This is a genomic window from Pseudomonas sp. GM24 (assembly GCF_000282235.1).
Lineage (GTDB): Bacteria > Pseudomonadota > Gammaproteobacteria > Pseudomonadales > Pseudomonadaceae > Aquipseudomonas.
In genome coordinates this window covers 1-15314 of record NZ_AKJR01000158.1, presented here as the reverse complement: position 1 = coordinate 15314, position 15314 = coordinate 1, and the positions used below count along the sequence as shown (strand labels likewise).

Genomic DNA, 15314 nt, shown 5'->3' with positions numbered 1-15314 from the left:
GAGCTGCCGAAGGCTGCGATCTTCTGATCTTGCCTTTCATAAGATCAAAAGATCGCAGCCTTCGGCAGCTCCTACACAGGCATCCGTCAACCGGTGTGCCATTAGGCCGCAGAGCCTGCTATCATTCGCGCGCTCTTTTGCGGGTAATCCTGACTAAAGTACTAGGTCTTAAAGTTGACTTAAATACTCGGGAATTGCATACTCGCCCCATTCTGAACTCCGTGGTAACTGTCCATGCGACTGACTACAAAAGGCCGATACGCCGTGACCGCCATGCTTGACCTGGCGTTGCACGCGCAGCACGGGCCCGTGTCCCTGGCCGATATCTCCGAGCGCCAAGGCATCTCCCTGTCCTACCTCGAACAGCTGTTCGCCAAGCTGCGCCGCAGCAACCTGGTTTCCAGCGTTCGCGGCCCGGGTGGCGGCTACCAATTGTCCCGCGACATGCAGGGCATCCAGGTCGCCCAGGTGATCGATGCGGTAAACGAATCGGTCGATGCCACCAAATGCCAGGGCCAAGGCGATTGCCATTCCGGCGACACGTGCCTGACCCATCATCTGTGGTGCGATTTGAGCCTGCAGATTCACGAATTTCTAAGTGGTATCAGCTTGGCTGATCTTGTGACTCGCCGTGAGGTGCAAGAAGTAGCCCAGCGTCAGGACCAGCGCCGTTGCAACAGCAAGGCGCCACGCCTGGACAAGATTGAAGCGTCCGCCGTCGAATGACAGCCAAAGAGCTAGCGGCACGCCAGCCCTGATTTAGGAGATAGTCCATGAAATTGCCGATTTACCTTGATTACTCTGCGACCACCCCGGTTGATCCGCGTGTTGCGCAAAAAATGAGTGAATGCCTGCTGGTCGACGGAAACTTCGGTAACCCGGCGTCCCGTTCCCACGTGTTCGGCTGGAAGGCTGAAGAATCGGTCGAAAACGCCCGTCGTCAGGTGGCTGATCTGGTCAACGCCGACCCGCGCGAAATCGTCTGGACTTCCGGTGCCACCGAATCCGACAACCTGGCAATCAAGGGTGCGGCGCATTTCTACGGTTCCAAGGGCAAGCACCTGATCACCTCCAAGATCGAGCACAAGGCTGTCCTCGACACCATGCGCCAACTGGAGCGTGAAGGTTTTGAGGTCACCTACCTCGAGCCGACCGAAGACGGTCTGATCACCCCGGCCATGATTGAAGCGGCATTGCGCGAAGACACCATCCTGGTCTCGGTGATGCACGTGAACAACGAAATCGGCACCGTCAACGACATCGCAGCGATCGGCGAAATGCTCCGCGCCAAGGGCGTTCTGTTCCACGTTGACGCCGCTCAGTCCACTGGCAAGGTCGAGATCGACCTGCAGAAGCTGAAGGTCGACATGATGTCGTTCTCTGCCCACAAAACCTACGGCCCTAAAGGCATCGGCGCGCTGTACGTCAGCCGCAAGCCGCGTGTGCGCATCGAAGCGACCATGCACGGCGGCGGTCACGAGCGTGGCATGCGTTCCGGCACCCTGGCGACCCACCAGATCGTCGGCATGGGTGAAGCGTTCCGCGTAGCCAAAGAAGACATGGCGGCCGAAAACGTCCGTATCAAAGCCTTAAGCGACCGTTTCTACAAGCAGGTCGAGCATCTGGAAGAGCTGTACGTCAACGGCAGCCTGACCGCCCGCGTTCCGCACAACCTGAACCTGAGCTTCAACTACGTTGAAGGCGAGTCGCTGATCATGGCGCTCAAGGATCTGGCGGTATCGTCCGGTTCGGCGTGCACCTCGGCGTCGCTGGAGCCTTCGTACGTACTGCGCGCCTTGGGCCGCAACGACGAACTGGCACACAGCTCGATCCGCTTCACCTTCGGCCGTTTCACCACCGAAGAAGAAATCGACTACGCCGCGCAGAAAGTCTGCGAGGCCGTTACCAAGCTGCGCGCTCTGTCGCCGCTGTGGGACATGTACAAAGACGGCGTCGATATCTCGAAAATCGAGTGGGCGGCACACTAAATATAGAAGCCGCCAGATACAGATCCTGTAGCGACGCGGCAGTTTACGCAGCGCAGTTGCAGGGTCTCAAGAGCGGCCCTGATGAGTGAGGATTGAGAATCATGGCTTACAGCGAAAAGGTCATCGACCACTACGAAAACCCGCGCAACGTCGGCAAGATGAACGCGGAAGATCCTGATGTCGGCACCGGCATGGTCGGCGCTCCGGCGTGCGGCGACGTGATGCGTCTGCAAATCAAGGTCAACGACGCCGGCATCATCGAAGATGCCAAGTTCAAGACCTACGGCTGCGGTTCGGCTATCGCTTCCAGCTCCCTCGCCACCGAGTGGATGAAGGGCAAGACCCTGGACGAAGCAGAAACCATCAAGAACACTCAGCTGGCCGAAGAACTGGCCCTGCCGCCAGTGAAGATTCACTGCTCGGTACTGGCTGAAGACGCTATCAAAGCGGCTGTTCGCGATTACAAGCAGAAGAAAGGCTTGATCTGACTTTCTGGATTTGGCGACGAGTAAGGAGTCACCGATGGCTATCAGCATGACAGAAGCGGCTGCTCGACACGTGCGGCGCTCCCTCGACGGGCGCGGCAAAGGTGAAGGGATTCGTCTGGGTGTTCGCACCACAGGCTGTTCCGGCCTTGCCTACGTGCTGGAGTTTGTCGACGAGGTGGTTGCAGAGGATCAGGTGTTCGAGAGTCACGGCGAAAAAGTGATCATCGACCCGAAAAGCCTGGCTTACCTGGACGGCACCGAGCTCGATTTCGTCAAGGAAGGGTTGAACGAAGGCTTCAAGTTCAACAACCCCAACGTACGCGGTGAATGTGGCTGCGGCGAAAGCTTCAACATCTGAGGCTTGTCGTGGGTATTCCTTGTCATTTCGCTTTATTCGAGCTGCAACCGGGTTTCCGTCTGGATCTCGAGCAGTTGGCCACGCGCTATCGTGAGTTGGCGCGCGGCGTTCATCCTGACCGCTTTGCCGACGCTTCCGAGCGTGAGCAGCGGTCGGCACTCGAGCAGTCTGCGCGGCTCAACGACGCCTATCAGACGCTCAAGAGTCCGGCCCAGCGCGCACGCTACCTGCTGACCATCAGCGGGCATGAAGTGCCGATGGAAGTCACGGTCCACGACCCCGAGTTTCTTCTGCAGCAGATGCAATGGCGCGAAGAGCTCGAAGACCTCCAGGACAGTGCCGATCTCGACGGCGTCGCAGTGTTCAAGCGGCGCCTGAAAGTGGCTCAGGAAGAACTCAATGAAAGCTTCGCAGCCTGTTGGGATGATGCAGCGCAACGTGAGCAGGCCGAACGCCTGATGCGGCGCATGCAGTTCCTCGACAAGCTCACCTACGAAGTGCGCCAGTTAGAAGAGCGCCTCGACGATTAACCCAGTGCCGCTCCGGTCGCACGCCTGATATACAGATAAGTCCTGATCACGATGGCCCTACTGCAGATCGCCGAACCCGGCCAAAGTCCTCAACCGCACCAGCGTCGTCTGGCTGTGGGGATCGACTTGGGCACTACCAATTCGCTGGTCGCTGCGTTGCGCAGTGGTCTTTCCGAGCCGTTGGCTGACGCAAACGGGCAGGTCATCCTGCCGTCCGCTGTGCGTTACCACGCCGATCGCGTCGAAGTTGGCGAGTCGGCCAAACTGGCTGCCGCGTCCGATCCTTTGAACACCGTGCTGTCGGTCAAGCGCTTGATGGGTCGTGGTCTGTCCGACGTCAAGCAATTGGGCGAGCAACTGCCATACCGCTTTGTCGGTGGCGAATCGCACATGCCGTTCATCGACACCGTGCAAGGCCCGAAAAGCCCGGTCGAAGTCTCCGCCGATATCCTCAAGGTCCTGCGTCAGCGCGCTGAAGCAACCTTGGGTGGCGAGCTGGTGGGTGCGGTGATCACCGTTCCTGCTTACTTCGATGATGCTCAGCGTCAAGCCACCAAGGACGCGGCGAAGCTCGCCGGTCTGAACGTGCTGCGTCTGCTCAATGAGCCGACCGCTGCCGCTGTGGCGTACGGTCTGGATCAACACGCTGAAGGCCTGGTCGCTATTTATGACCTGGGCGGCGGCACCTTCGATATTTCCATTTTGCGTCTGACTGGCGGTGTTTTTGAAGTGCTGGCCACCGGCGGCGACAGCGCGCTGGGCGGCGATGACTTCGATCACGCGATTGCCGGCTGGATCATCGAGAGCGCGGGCCTGTCCGCCGATCTTGATCCGGGCGCACAACGCAATCTGCTGCAAACCGCTTGCGCGGCCAAAGAAGCCCTGACCGATGCGTCTAGCGTTGAAGTGGCCTATGGCGACTGGAAAGCACCGCTGACCCGCGAAGCCTTCGATGCGCTGATCGAGCCAATGGTCGCGCGCAGTCTGAAAGCCTGCCGCCGCGCCGTTCGCGACTCCGGCATCGAGCTGGAAGACGTGCACGCCGTGGTCATGGTCGGCGGTTCGACTCGCGTTCCGCGTGTTCGCGAAGCCGTTGCCGAAGCCTTTGGTCGTCAGCCTCTGACCGAAATCGACCCGGATCAAGTGGTGGCCATCGGTGCCGCGATCCAGGCCGATACCCTGGCTGGCAACAAGCGCGATGGCGGCGAGTTGCTGCTGCTCGACGTGATTCCACTGTCCCTGGGGCTGGAAACCATGGGCGGTCTGATGGAAAAGGTGATTCCACGTAACACCACCATTCCCGTCGCTCGCGCACAAGATTTTACGACTTATAAAGACGGCCAGTCGGCCATGGCGATCCACGTCTTGCAGGGTGAGCGCGAGCTGATTAGCGACTGCCGTTCGCTGGCGCGTTTCGAATTGCGCGGCATTCCAGCGATGGTGGCGGGTGCAGCGAAGATTCGCGTGACCTTCCAGGTCGATGCCGACGGTCTGCTCAGCGTTTCCGCCCGTGAACTGGGTTCAGGCGTTGAGGCAAGCATTCAGGTCAAACCGTCCTACGGTCTGACCGACGGCGAAATCGCCAAAATGCTCAAGGATTCGTTCCAGCACGCCAATGACGACAAGGTCGCCCGCGTTCTGCGTGAGCAGCAGGTCGATGCCCAGCGTCTGATCGAAGCGGTGCAGGGCGCTCTGGAGGCGGATGGCGAGCGTTTGCTCGACGCCGAAGAGCGCATGGTTATCGACCTGCAGCTGCAGGAATTGGCCGAACTGATGAAAGGTACCGATGGTTATGCCATCGAGCAGCAGACCAAGCGTCTGTCGCAAGTGACCGATGCTTTTGCTGCCCGCCGCATGGATCTGACGGTGAAAGCCGCTCTGTCGGGGCGCAATCTGAATGAAATCGAGGATATCTGATGCCGCAGGTCATTTTTCTGCCCCACGAGAAGTTCTGCCCTGAAGGCATGGTTGTAGAGGCTGCGCCCGGCACATCGATTCTCGAACTGGCCCACGAACACCACATCGAGATGGAAAGCGCTTGCGGCGGTGTCTGCGCTTGCACCACCTGCCACTGCATCATCCGCGAGGGTTTCGACTCGATGGAAGAGGCCGATGAGCTGGAAGAAGATTTCCTCGATCGGGCCTGGGGTCTGGAAGCGCAATCGCGTCTGGCTTGCCAGGCTATCGTTGGTGAAGAAGACATCACCGTCGAAATTCCGAAATATTCGCTTAACCATGCGGCCGAAGCGCCGCACTGACTGGTAAGACTGTCATGAGCTACGGTTGGAATGATGTTCAACGTATTGCAGAAGAATTGGCCGAGGCCCATGACGGCGTCGATCCGTATTCTGTAGGTTTTGTCCGTCTGCAGCAGATGATCCTGGATCTGCCTGACTTCGATAGCTCTTCTGGCCGTGTCGGCGAGAAGGTGCTGGAAGCGGTTCAGGAGCTCTGGGCCAAAGAATTGGACTGATCGTCTCGCAGGTTAGGCAATACCCAAGAACCCGCGTATAATTCGCGGGTTTAATTTTTCGCAAATTACCGTTTCTGGAGTTACACCATGGCTGTTCAACGCACTTTCTCCATCATCAAGCCTGACGCTGTTGCAAAAAACGTCATCGGCGAAATCACCACTCGTTTCGAAAAAGCCGGCCTGCGCGTTGTAGCTTCGAAACTGAAGCAACTGTCCAAAGCTGAAGCTGAAGGCTTCTACGCTGAGCACAGCGCTCGTGGTTTCTTCGGCGACCTGGTTGCTTTCATGATCTCCGGTCCTGTTGTTGTTCAGGTTCTGGAAGGCGAAAACGCTATCGCTCTGAACCGTGAGCTGATGGGCGCTACCAACCCTAAAGAAGCTGCTGCCGGCACCATCCGCGCTGATTTCGCTGATTCCATCGACGCCAACGCTGTTCACGGTTCGGACTCCGAAGCCGCAGCTGCTCGTGAAATCTCGTACTTCTTCGCAGCTACTGAAGTAACCACTCGCTAAGCATTGGCTTAAGAGTGAAGGTGAATCCATGACTACATCGACTGTAAAAACCAACCTGCTGGGTCTGACTCAACAGGAAATGGAAAAATTCTTCGACTCAATCGGGGAGAAGCGTTTCCGTGCCGGTCAGGTAATGAAATGGATTCACCACTTTGGTGTCGATGATTTCGACGCCATGACGAACGTCAGCAAGGCCTTGCGCGACAAGCTCAAGGTTATTGCTGAGGTCCGTGGTCCGGAAGTGGTCAGCGAGGACATCTCCAGCGACGGCACCCGTAAGTGGGTGGTGCGCGTGGCGTCCGGCAGCTGCGTCGAGACCGTGTACATTCCCCAGGGCAAACGCGGCACTTTGTGCGTTTCGTCCCAGGCAGGCTGTGCCCTGGATTGCAGTTTCTGCTCCACCGGCAAGCAAGGCTTCAATAGCAACCTCACCGCCGCCGAAGTCATCGGCCAGGTGTGGATTGCCAACAAATCTTTTGGCAGTGTCCCGGCAACCGTCGACCGTGCCATCACCAACGTGGTGATGATGGGCATGGGTGAGCCATTGCTGAACTTCGACAACGTCGTCGCCGCCATGCATCTGATGATGGATGACCTCGGCTACGGGATCTCCAAGCGCCGCGTGACCCTGTCCACGTCGGGTGTGGTGCCGATGATCGATGAGCTGGCCAAGCACATCGACGTGTCCCTGGCGTTGTCCCTGCACGCACCAAATGACGCATTGCGTAACCAATTGGTGCCGATCAACAAGAAATATCCGCTTAAGATGCTGCTCGAGTCGTGCCAGCGCTACATGTCGTCTCTGGGCGAGAAACGTGTGCTGACCATCGAGTACACCTTGCTCAAGGACATCAACGACAAGGTCGAGCACGCGGTGGAAATGATCGCGCTGCTGAAAGATATCCCGTGCAAGATCAACCTGATTCCGTTCAACCCGTTCCCGCATTCCGGGTACGAGCGGCCGAGCAACAACGCGATCCGTCGTTTCCAGGATCAGTTGCATCAGGCCGGTTTCAACGTCACTGTGCGCACCACCCGTGGTGAAGACATCGACGCTGCATGTGGTCAATTGGTAGGGCAGGTGCTGGATCGCACCCGTCGCAGCGAACGTTACATCGCCGTGCGTGAGTTGAGCGCCGACAGCGATCTGGCACAGAACGCCGCGAATACTAACTAAGAGAGGATCTCTATGTCCCTGCGCTTTGCGCTGCTGTTGCTGTTGGCCAGCCTGTGTGCTGGTTGTGTCCTTTCGGGTGACTACAACCCGATGAAGACCAGCAAGGGCCGCGATGAAGCGCGGGCTGCCTACGTGCAGCTGGGGCTGGGATACTTGCAGCAAGGCATGACTGAACGGGCCAAGGTGCCGCTGAAAAAGGCGCTGGAAATCGACGGCTCCGATCCGGATGCCAATGCGGCCCTCGGTTTGGTGTTTCAGTCCGAAATGGAACCTGAGCTGGCCGACGAACACTTCCGCAAGGCCTTGTCCTCCCGTCCCGCCGATGCGCGCATCCTCAACAACTACGGCAGTTTTCTCTACGAACAACAGCGTTATAAAGAAGCCTACGAGCGTTTTGAACAGGCTGCGGCCGATACCCTGTATCCTGAGCGTTCGCGTGTGTTCGAAAACCTCGGCATGACGGCCGCAAAGCTCGGTCAGCGTGATCTGGCGCAGCAGCAACTGGAAAAGGCGCTGCGTTTGAACCGCCAACAACCGCGTGCATTGCTGGAAATGGCTGAGTTGTCCTTCGAAGACAGGCATTATGTGCCCGCGCGTGACTATTACGACCGATTCAGCCTGCTGACCGAACAAAATGCACGTAGTCTATTGCTCGGCGTTCGGCTGGCAAAAGTGTTTGAAGATCGCGACAAGGCCGCCAGTTATGGCCTGCAATTAAAACGACTCTATCCCGGTACGCCGGAATATCAGCAATACCTGTCGGAGCAATGATGAAAGCGGCGCATCCCGAAGTTGTAGCAGCGAATCGCGTTAACCCCGGTGAGACCCTGCGCCAGGCCCGCGAAAGCAATGGCTGGTCGCTGGCCGAAGTGGCCCTCAAGCTCAACCTCACCGTGACTTCCCTGAGCAATCTTGAAGCCGGCGCTTTCGACAAGCTGCCGGGGCATACCTTCGCTCGCGGTTACATTCGCGCCTATGCCAAATTGCTCGGCATGGACCAGACCGTGCTGGTTCAGCAATTCGACCAGTCCACCGGCACCGACTCCCAGGGCAGCAACGTTCACGCCCTTGGTCGTATCGAAGAGCCTGTACGGGTTTCCCACACTATTTTGCGTATTGTCAGCCTGCTGTTGCTGATTGCGGTCATCGGCGGCGGTTTCGTCTGGTGGCAGGATCAGACGTCGCTGCGCACCAAGGACCTGACGTCCCTGGCGCCTGAGCACGTTGAAGTCGAGGGCGCTGACGGTACGACCCAGATTCACCCGATCGACGAGCCGGAAGATCAGGCTGTCGAGGAGAACCAGTCCGACAGCTCGACTGCGCTGGCATTGCCTCAGTCTGAAACCACTGCTGAATCGACTGGCGCAGAAGCTGCTGCCCCGGCAACTGCTCCAGCGGCACCGGTTGCACCGGCTGTAACGCCGACCGCTCCGGTTCATACGCCAGCCCCGGTTGTCGCCAATCCGGCCACTCCTGCGCCAACCGTTCCAGCTACCCCAGCACCAACCGTTACCGCTCCAGTCGTTGCTGCTACACCGGCACCAGCCGCAGAAGCGGCCGCTCCGGTGGCCGGCGATGGTCAGGTACAACTGCAGTTCAGCGCCGATTGCTGGGCGCAAGTCACCGATGGCCGTGGCAAAGTACTGTTCAGTGGTCTGAAGCATAAAGGCGATAATGTGACCGTCAGCGGCAAGCCGCCGCTCGCCGTGCGTCTGGGCGTTGCCCGTGCTGCACAGGTCAGCTACAACGGCCAGCCGGTCGATATCGCTCCGTTCACCAGTGGCGAGACTGCTCGCCTGAAGTTGGGTCAATAAGTCATGCACGGCGAATCTCCAATCAAACGTCGCGTTTCGCGCAAGATCTGGGTTGGCAACGTACCGGTGGGCGGCGACGCGCCGATCGCGGTGCAGAGCATGACCAACAGCGACACCAATGACGTCGCCGCCACTGTTGCGCAAATCAACCGTCTGGAAGCTGCTGGCGTCGACATCGTCCGCGTCTCGGTGCCGGACATGGACGCCGCCGAGGCGTTCGGCAAGATCAAGCAACTGGTCAAAGTGCCGCTGGTTGCCGACATCCACTTCGATTACAAGATCGCCTTGCGCGTAGCCGAGTTGGGCGTGGACTGCCTGCGCATCAACCCGGGCAACATCGGGCGCGAAGACCGTGTTCGTGCGGTGGTCGATGCAGCGCGTGATCGCGGCATTCCGATCCGCATCGGCGTCAACGCCGGTTCCCTGGAAAAAGACCTGCAAAAGAAATACGGCGAGCCGACCCCGGCTGCGCTGGTCGAATCTGCTTTGCGTCACGTTGAGCACCTCGAACGCCTGAATTTCCAGGACTTCAAGGTCAGCGTGAAAGCCTCCGACGTGTTCATGGCCGTCGAAGCCTACCGCTTGCTGGCGAAAGAAATCGTTCAACCGCTGCACCTGGGCATCACCGAAGCCGGTGGATTGCGTTCGGGCACAGTGAAATCCGCCGTGGGCCTAGGTATGCTGCTCGCCGAGGGGATTGGCGATACTATCCGCATCTCGCTGGCGGCCGACCCGGTCGAGGAAGTGAAGGTCGGTTACGACATTCTCAAGTCTTTGCATCTGCGTTCCCGTGGCATCAACTTCATCGCCTGCCCGAGCTGCTCGCGGCAGAACTTCGATGTGGTGAAAACCATGAACGAGCTGGAAGGGCGTCTTGAAGACCTGCTGGTGCCGCTGGATGTCGCGGTGATCGGTTGTGTGGTCAACGGCCCCGGCGAAGCCAAGGAAGCCCATATCGGCTTGACCGGCGGCACGCCAAACCTGATTTACATCGACGGCAAGCCGTCGCAGAAACTGACGAATGACAATCTGGTGGACGAGCTGGAAAAGCTGATCCGCCAGAAAGCGGCCGAAAAGGTCGAAGCTGACGCTGCGGTTATTGCGCGCGGCTGAGCCTGACTGAAGCGCCGAACGAATTTAAGGATTTAAAGTGAGCAAGTCTCTGCAAGCCATTCGTGGCATGAACGACATCCTGCCCGAACAGACCCCGCTGTGGCGTTATTTCGAGGGCACTGTTGCGCGTCTGCTGGATAACTACGGTTACAAGCAGATCCGCATGCCGATCGTCGAGTTCACCGAGCTGTTCAAGCGCTCGATCGGTGAAGTGACCGACATCGTCGAAAAAGAGATGTACACCTTCGAAGACCGCAACGGCGACTCTCTGACCTTGCGTCCGGAAGGCACCGCTGCATGCGTGCGTGCAGTGCTTGAGCACGGCATCACCGGCGGTGGCCAGGTGCAGAAACTCTGGTACATCGGCCCGATGTTCCGCCACGAGCGTCCGCAGAAAGGTCGTTATCGCCAGTTCCACCAGATCGGCCTGGAGGTGTTCAACCTCGACGGTCCGGACATCGACGCCGAGCTGATCATCATGACCTGGCGCCTGTGGGGCGAGCTGGGTATTCGTGATGCGGTCAAACTCGAACTCAACAGCCTGGGCACCAGCGAGTCCCGTGGTCGCTATCGTGAAGCGCTGGTCGAGTACCTCTCGGCGCATCACGACAAGCTCGATGAAGACAGCCAGCGTCGCCTGAAAACCAACCCGCTGCGTGTGCTCGACACGAAAAATGCCGACACTCAAGCGGTACTGGTCGATGCGCCGAAGATGGCCGACTACCTCGATGACGAATCCCGTACGCACTTCGAAGGTTTGAAAGCGCGTCTGGATGCTGTCGGCATTCCATATGTGCTCAACCCGAAGCTGGTGCGTGGCCTCGACTACTACAGCAAAACCGTTTTCGAATGGGTCACCGACAAGCTCGGCGCCCAGGGCACTGTCTGCGCCGGCGGCCGTTACGACGGGCTGGTCGAGCAGATGGGCGGCAAGCCGACCACCGGCGTTGGTTTCGCCATGGGCATCGAGCGTCTGGTGCTGATGCTGGAAACTCTGGAGCAGATCCCGGAAGAAATCTCCCGTCAGGTTGATGTCTATCTGTGTGCCTTCGGTGAAGAAGCCGAGCTGGCGGGTCTGGCTCTGGCTGAACGTGTTCGCGATCAACTTCCAAACCTGCGTCTGCAAGTCAATGCCGGCGCTGGCAGCTTCAAAAGCCAATTCAAGAAGGCCGACAAGAGCGGTGCGCTGTACGCACTGATCCTCGGTGACGACGAAATGGCCCAGCAAGTGGTAGGTTTCAAACCCCTGCGTGGCCAGGGCGAACAACAAAGCATTGCCTGGGATGCGCTCGCCGCTCACCTGGCCACCTGCGTCGTGCAGGGTTGAAGCTGTCCAAACAGCCGATTTAGCGATTAAGGAGTATTGGGGTGTCGAGTACCGAAGACGAACAGTTGGCGGATTTGAAGGACTGGTGGACACGCAACGGCAAACCTCTGGTCACCGGCGGCCTGTTGGCGCTGGTCATCGTGTTCGGCTGGCAGGCTTATCACAAGTATCAGAGCAACCAGTCGCAAGGCGCCTCGGTGCTCTATCAGCAACTGCTGGAAACCACGCTGACGCCTGACGGCAAACCTGATGCCGCCCGCGTTGCGGACCTGGCCGGTAAGCTCAACAGCGAATTCGGCGGTTCTGCCTACGCGCAGTACGGCAGCCTGTTCGTCGCCAAAGTAGCGGTCGACAGCGGCAAGCTGGACGACGCCGCGACCGAACTGAAAGCCATCGTCGACAAACCGGCCAACCCGGCGCTGGGCGAAATCGCCCGTCAGCGTCTGGCGCAGGTACTCGGCGCGCAAAACAAGGCTGAAGACGGCCTGAAACTGCTCGACGGCGATGCCGACAAAGCATTCCTGGCCACTCGCGAAGAACTCAAGGGCGACCTGCTGGTACAGCTGGGCCGTACCGATGACGCGAACAAGGCGTATCAAAAAGCCAAGGCGGCACTGTCGGATGAAGCGGCGGTCGGTGGCCTTCAAATCAAGCTCGACGACCTGGCCAAAGGGGATGCGTGACGTGATCCGTTGGAAGCATGCAGCATTGCTGGCTCTGGCCCTTCTGGCCGCGGGTTGCAGCAGCAACAGCAAAAAAGAATTGCCACCGGCTGAACTGACCGACTTCAAAGAAGAAGTGGTCCTGCACAAGCAGTGGAGTCGTTCGATCGGTGACGGTCAGGGCGAAACCTACAACATGCTGGTGCCGGCGATCGACGGTGACACCATCTACGCCGCCGATGTAACTGGCGTGGTGATGGCCATGGATCGCGGCAATGGCGATGTGAAGTGGAAGCAGGATCTTGAGCTGCCCGTCTCCGGCGCCGTGGGCGTGGGTTACGGTCTGGTTCTGATCGGTACGCTGCGTGGCGAAGTCGTCGCTCTGGACACCAGCAACGGTGAAGAGAAGTGGCGTGCTCGCGTCAACAGCGAAGTTCTCGCGCCGCCGGCCAACAATGGCGACGTCGTGGTCGTGCAGACTCAGGACGATCGTCTGATCGGTCTGGATGCATCGACCGGTACTCAGCGCTGGGTGTATGACAGCACGCCGGCCGTACTGACCCTGCGTGGCACCAGTGCTCCGCTGGTCACCAACCGCCTCGCGGTGGCTGGCCTGTCGACCGGTAAAGTGGTCGCTCTGGACATTTCCAACGGCGTGCCGGTCTGGGAACAACGCATTGCGATTCCACAAGGTCGTTCGGAGCTGGAGCGCGTAGTCGACATCGACGGCGGTCTGCTGCTGTCCGGCGGTACGCTGTACGTTGCCAGCTACCAGGGTCGCGTGGCGGCACTGGACCTGGAAAGCGGTCGTCAACTCTGGCAGCGCGATGCGTCGAGCTATGCCGGTATCGCTCAGGGTTTCGGCAGCGTTTACGTGAGCCTGTCCTCGGGCACCGTTGAAGGCGTCGACGAACGTTCCACCACAGCATTGTGGAGCAACGATTCGCTGGCCCGCCGTCAACTGTCGGCTCCGGAAGTGTTCTCCAGCTATGTTGCAGTGGGTGACCTGGAAGGTTATCTGCACCTGCTGAGTCAGGTTGACGGTCGTTTCGTCGGCCGCGAGCGCATCGACAGCGACGGCCTGCGTGCCCGTCCGCTGGTGGTGGGTGACACGATTTATGTATATGGCAACAGCGGCAAACTGGAAGCCCTGACCATCAAGTAACAACTATGCTTGGGGTTAAACCCCCAGGCGGCCCCGGATTCATGGGGCTTGCAGCGCTAACAGGCGTTGCCCCGAGCACCAGCCGCTGCCTCGCAGCGGCTTTTGTATTTTCTGAAATAACGAAGTGGAGAGCCGCATGGTTCCCGTAATCGCCCTGGTGGGCCGACCGAACGTCGGCAAGTCCACCTTGTTCAACCGCCTGACCAGGACTCGTGACGCCATCGTCGGCGACTTGTCCGGTCTGACCCGTGATCGCCAGTACGGTGAGGCCAAGTGGCAAGGGCGTTCCTACATTCTGGTCGACACCGGCGGTATCTCCGGTGACGAGCACGGTATGGACGAAAAAATGGCCGAGCAGTCGCTGCTGGCCATTGAAGAAGCAGACGTTGTGCTGTTCCTGGTAGATGCCAAGGCCGGCTTCACCGCCGCCGACCAGATGATCGCCGAACACCTGCGCAAACGTAACAAGCGTTCCTACGTGGTTGCCAACAAGGTCGACAACATCGACCCGGAAATGGCCCGCGCTGAATTCGCTCCGCTGGGTATGGGCCACGCGATCCCGATCGCCGGTGCTCACGGCCGTGGCATCACCCAGATGCTGGAAATCGCCCTGGGTGATTTCCCGAGAGACGAAGAAGAGCCGGAAGAAGGCGAAGAAGAGATCGTTGCCGAAGGCGAGGAAGCCAAGCGCATTCCTGGCCCAAGCGAAAAAGACGGGATCAAGATCGCCATCATCGGTCGTCCGAACGTCGGCAAGTCGACCTTGGTCAACCGCATGCTCGGTGAAGACCGGGTTATCGTTTATGACCAGCCCGGCACCACGCGTGACAGTATCTACATTCCGTTCGAGCGCAATGAAGAGAAGTACACGCTGATCGACACCGCTGGTGTGCGCAAGCGCGGCAAGATCCACGAAGAAGTCGAAAAATTCTCCGTGGTCAAAACCCTGCAAGCGATCAAAGACGCCAACGTAGTGATCTTCGTGATGGACGCCCGCGAAGGTGTGGTCGATCACGACCTCAACCTGCTCGGTTTTGCCATCGAATCGGGTCGCGCGCTGGTGATCGCGATCAACAAGTGGGATGGCATGACGCCGAGCGAGCGCGACTATGTGAAGGTCGAGCTGCAGCGTCGTCTGTTCTTCGTTGATTACGCAGACATCCACTTCATCTCGGCCCTGCACGGCACTGGCGTGGGCAACCTCTACGCTTCGGTGCAGAACTCGTTCAAGTCGGCGGTCACCCGCTGGCCGACCAACCGTCTGACCCAGATTCTCGAAGACGCGGTTGGCGAGCATGCGCCACCGATGGTCAACAACCGCCGGATCAAGCTGCGCTACGCCCACTTGGGTGGTGCGAACCCGCCGATCATCGTGATCCACGGTAACCAGATCGAGAAAGTGCCGAAGTCGTATGTGCGCTATCTGGAGAACACCTACCGTCGTGTGCTGAAGCTGGTCGGTACGCCGATCCGCATCGAGTTCAAGGGCGGCGAGAACCCGTACGAAGGCAACAAGACCACGCTGACCGACCGCCAGGTCAACAAGAAGCGTCGCTTGATGTCGCACCACAAAAAAGCTGACAAGAAGCGCCGCGACAAGAAATAAGGTCGCTGGCTGTTGATCGTTCCCATGCTCCGCGTGGGAATGTATTCCGTGACGCTCTGCGTCACATAAGCGGCGGACGCAGAGCGTCCAAGGCTGCATT

17 protein-coding genes are annotated in these 15314 nt (G+C 59.0%); all 17 read left to right on the top strand.

Features of this window, described 5'->3' with window-relative positions; genetic code table 11:
- Positions 1-234: 234 nt before the first annotated feature.
- Positions 235-726, top strand: coding sequence for a Fe-S cluster assembly transcriptional regulator IscR (gene iscR / locus PMI23_RS18085; protein ID WP_003227911.1), 492 nt, complete (start codon positions 235-237; stop codon positions 724-726).
- Positions 727-773: 47 nt separating this feature from the next.
- Entirely contained in the window at positions 774-1988 is a 1215-nt protein-coding gene (locus PMI23_RS18080; protein WP_007916899.1) for an IscS subfamily cysteine desulfurase, read from the top strand.
- Between the two features lie 101 nt (positions 1989-2089).
- Positions 2090-2476: a Fe-S cluster assembly scaffold IscU gene (iscU, locus tag PMI23_RS18075; protein ID WP_007916892.1), complete on the top strand. Its 387-nt coding sequence runs from the start codon at positions 2090-2092 to the stop codon at positions 2474-2476.
- Positions 2477-2510: 34 nt separating this feature from the next.
- Complete coding sequence (gene iscA, locus PMI23_RS18070) at positions 2511-2834, top strand: iron-sulfur cluster assembly protein IscA (RefSeq protein ID WP_003227904.1); 324 nt, start codon at positions 2511-2513, stop codon at positions 2832-2834.
- An 8-nt stretch (positions 2835-2842) separates the two neighbouring features.
- Positions 2843-3364 carry a co-chaperone HscB gene (gene hscB / locus PMI23_RS18065; RefSeq protein WP_007916889.1) on the top strand — a complete coding sequence of 174 codons (522 nt, stop codon included), beginning with the start codon at positions 2843-2845 and terminating at the stop codon, positions 3362-3364.
- Positions 3365-3415: 51 nt separating this feature from the next.
- Positions 3416-5281 (top strand): Fe-S protein assembly chaperone HscA, encoded by a 1866-nt coding sequence (gene hscA / locus PMI23_RS18060; protein WP_007916887.1) that lies wholly within the window; start codon positions 3416-3418, stop codon positions 5279-5281.
- Entirely contained in the window at positions 5281-5622 is a 342-nt protein-coding gene (gene fdx, locus PMI23_RS18055; RefSeq protein ID WP_007916885.1) for an ISC system 2Fe-2S type ferredoxin, read from the top strand. Before hscA ends, fdx begins: the two co-directional genes overlap by 1 nt.
- 14 nt (positions 5623-5636) lie before the next feature.
- The gene (gene iscX, locus PMI23_RS18050) at positions 5637-5837 is read left to right on the top strand and encodes a Fe-S cluster assembly protein IscX (RefSeq protein WP_007916883.1); all 201 of its coding nucleotides are present in this window, start codon (positions 5637-5639) and stop codon (positions 5835-5837) included.
- Positions 5838-5924: 87 nt separating this feature from the next.
- Entirely contained in the window at positions 5925-6350 is a 426-nt protein-coding gene (gene ndk / locus PMI23_RS18045) for a nucleoside-diphosphate kinase (protein ID WP_007916882.1), read from the top strand.
- A gap of 28 nt (positions 6351-6378) precedes the next feature.
- A complete protein-coding gene (rlmN, locus tag PMI23_RS18040; protein WP_007916881.1) occupies positions 6379-7527 on the top strand; it encodes a 23S rRNA (adenine(2503)-C(2))-methyltransferase RlmN in 1149 nt (382 codons plus the stop codon).
- A gap of 12 nt (positions 7528-7539) precedes the next feature.
- Entirely contained in the window at positions 7540-8298 is a 759-nt protein-coding gene (gene pilW, locus PMI23_RS18035) for a type IV pilus biogenesis/stability protein PilW (protein WP_007916880.1), read from the top strand.
- Positions 8298-9341 (top strand): RodZ domain-containing protein, encoded by a 1044-nt coding sequence (locus tag PMI23_RS18030; protein WP_007916871.1) that lies wholly within the window; start codon positions 8298-8300, stop codon positions 9339-9341. The genes pilW and PMI23_RS18030 overlap by 1 nt, the downstream gene beginning before the upstream one ends.
- 3 nt (positions 9342-9344) lie before the next feature.
- Entirely contained in the window at positions 9345-10454 is a 1110-nt protein-coding gene (ispG, locus tag PMI23_RS18025; protein WP_003227888.1) for a flavodoxin-dependent (E)-4-hydroxy-3-methylbut-2-enyl-diphosphate synthase, read from the top strand.
- A 37-nt stretch (positions 10455-10491) separates the two neighbouring features.
- The gene (hisS, locus tag PMI23_RS18020; RefSeq protein WP_007916867.1) at positions 10492-11781 is read left to right on the top strand and encodes a histidine--tRNA ligase; all 1290 of its coding nucleotides are present in this window, start codon (positions 10492-10494) and stop codon (positions 11779-11781) included.
- Between the two features lie 41 nt (positions 11782-11822).
- The gene (locus tag PMI23_RS18015; RefSeq protein WP_007916865.1) at positions 11823-12464 is read left to right on the top strand and encodes a YfgM family protein; all 642 of its coding nucleotides are present in this window, start codon (positions 11823-11825) and stop codon (positions 12462-12464) included.
- Positions 12457-13608 carry an outer membrane protein assembly factor BamB gene (gene bamB / locus PMI23_RS18010; protein WP_038362973.1) on the top strand — a complete coding sequence of 384 codons (1152 nt, stop codon included), beginning with the start codon at positions 12457-12459 and terminating at the stop codon, positions 13606-13608. The genes PMI23_RS18015 and bamB overlap by 8 nt, the downstream gene beginning before the upstream one ends.
- Before the next feature lie 136 nt (positions 13609-13744).
- Positions 13745-15214, top strand: a complete 1470-nt coding sequence (der, locus tag PMI23_RS18005; protein WP_007950048.1) for a ribosome biogenesis GTPase Der — start codon at positions 13745-13747, stop codon at positions 15212-15214.
- Positions 15215-15314: the final 100 nt, after the last annotated feature.

Bases quoted from the DNA above. Each gene is read 5' to 3' on its own strand.
- ndk (WP_007916882.1), top strand. From the start codon at position 5,925: ATGGCTGTTCAACGCACTTTCTCCATCATCAAGCCTGACGCTGTTGCA.
- PMI23_RS18080 (WP_007916899.1), top strand. From the start codon at position 774: ATGAAATTGCCGATTTACCTTGATTACTCTGCGACCACCCCGGTTGAT.
- iscX (WP_007916883.1), top strand. From the start codon at position 5,637: ATGAGCTACGGTTGGAATGATGTTCAACGTATTGCAGAAGAATTGGCC.
- rlmN (WP_007916881.1), top strand. From the start codon at position 6,379: ATGACTACATCGACTGTAAAAACCAACCTGCTGGGTCTGACTCAACAG.
- PMI23_RS18030 (WP_007916871.1), top strand. From the start codon at position 8,298: ATGAAAGCGGCGCATCCCGAAGTTGTAGCAGCGAATCGCGTTAACCCC.
- iscU (WP_007916892.1), top strand. From the start codon at position 2,090: ATGGCTTACAGCGAAAAGGTCATCGACCACTACGAAAACCCGCGCAAC.
- hscA (WP_007916887.1), top strand. From the start codon at position 3,416: ATGGCCCTACTGCAGATCGCCGAACCCGGCCAAAGTCCTCAACCGCAC.
- ispG (WP_003227888.1), top strand. From the start codon at position 9,345: ATGCACGGCGAATCTCCAATCAAACGTCGCGTTTCGCGCAAGATCTGG.
- der (WP_007950048.1), top strand. From the start codon at position 13,745: ATGGTTCCCGTAATCGCCCTGGTGGGCCGACCGAACGTCGGCAAGTCC.
- bamB (WP_038362973.1), top strand. From the start codon at position 12,457: ATGCGTGACGTGATCCGTTGGAAGCATGCAGCATTGCTGGCTCTGGCC.
- iscR (WP_003227911.1), top strand. From the start codon at position 235: ATGCGACTGACTACAAAAGGCCGATACGCCGTGACCGCCATGCTTGAC.
- fdx (WP_007916885.1), top strand. From the start codon at position 5,281: ATGCCGCAGGTCATTTTTCTGCCCCACGAGAAGTTCTGCCCTGAAGGC.
- iscA (WP_003227904.1), top strand. From the start codon at position 2,511: ATGGCTATCAGCATGACAGAAGCGGCTGCTCGACACGTGCGGCGCTCC.
- pilW (WP_007916880.1), top strand. From the start codon at position 7,540: ATGTCCCTGCGCTTTGCGCTGCTGTTGCTGTTGGCCAGCCTGTGTGCT.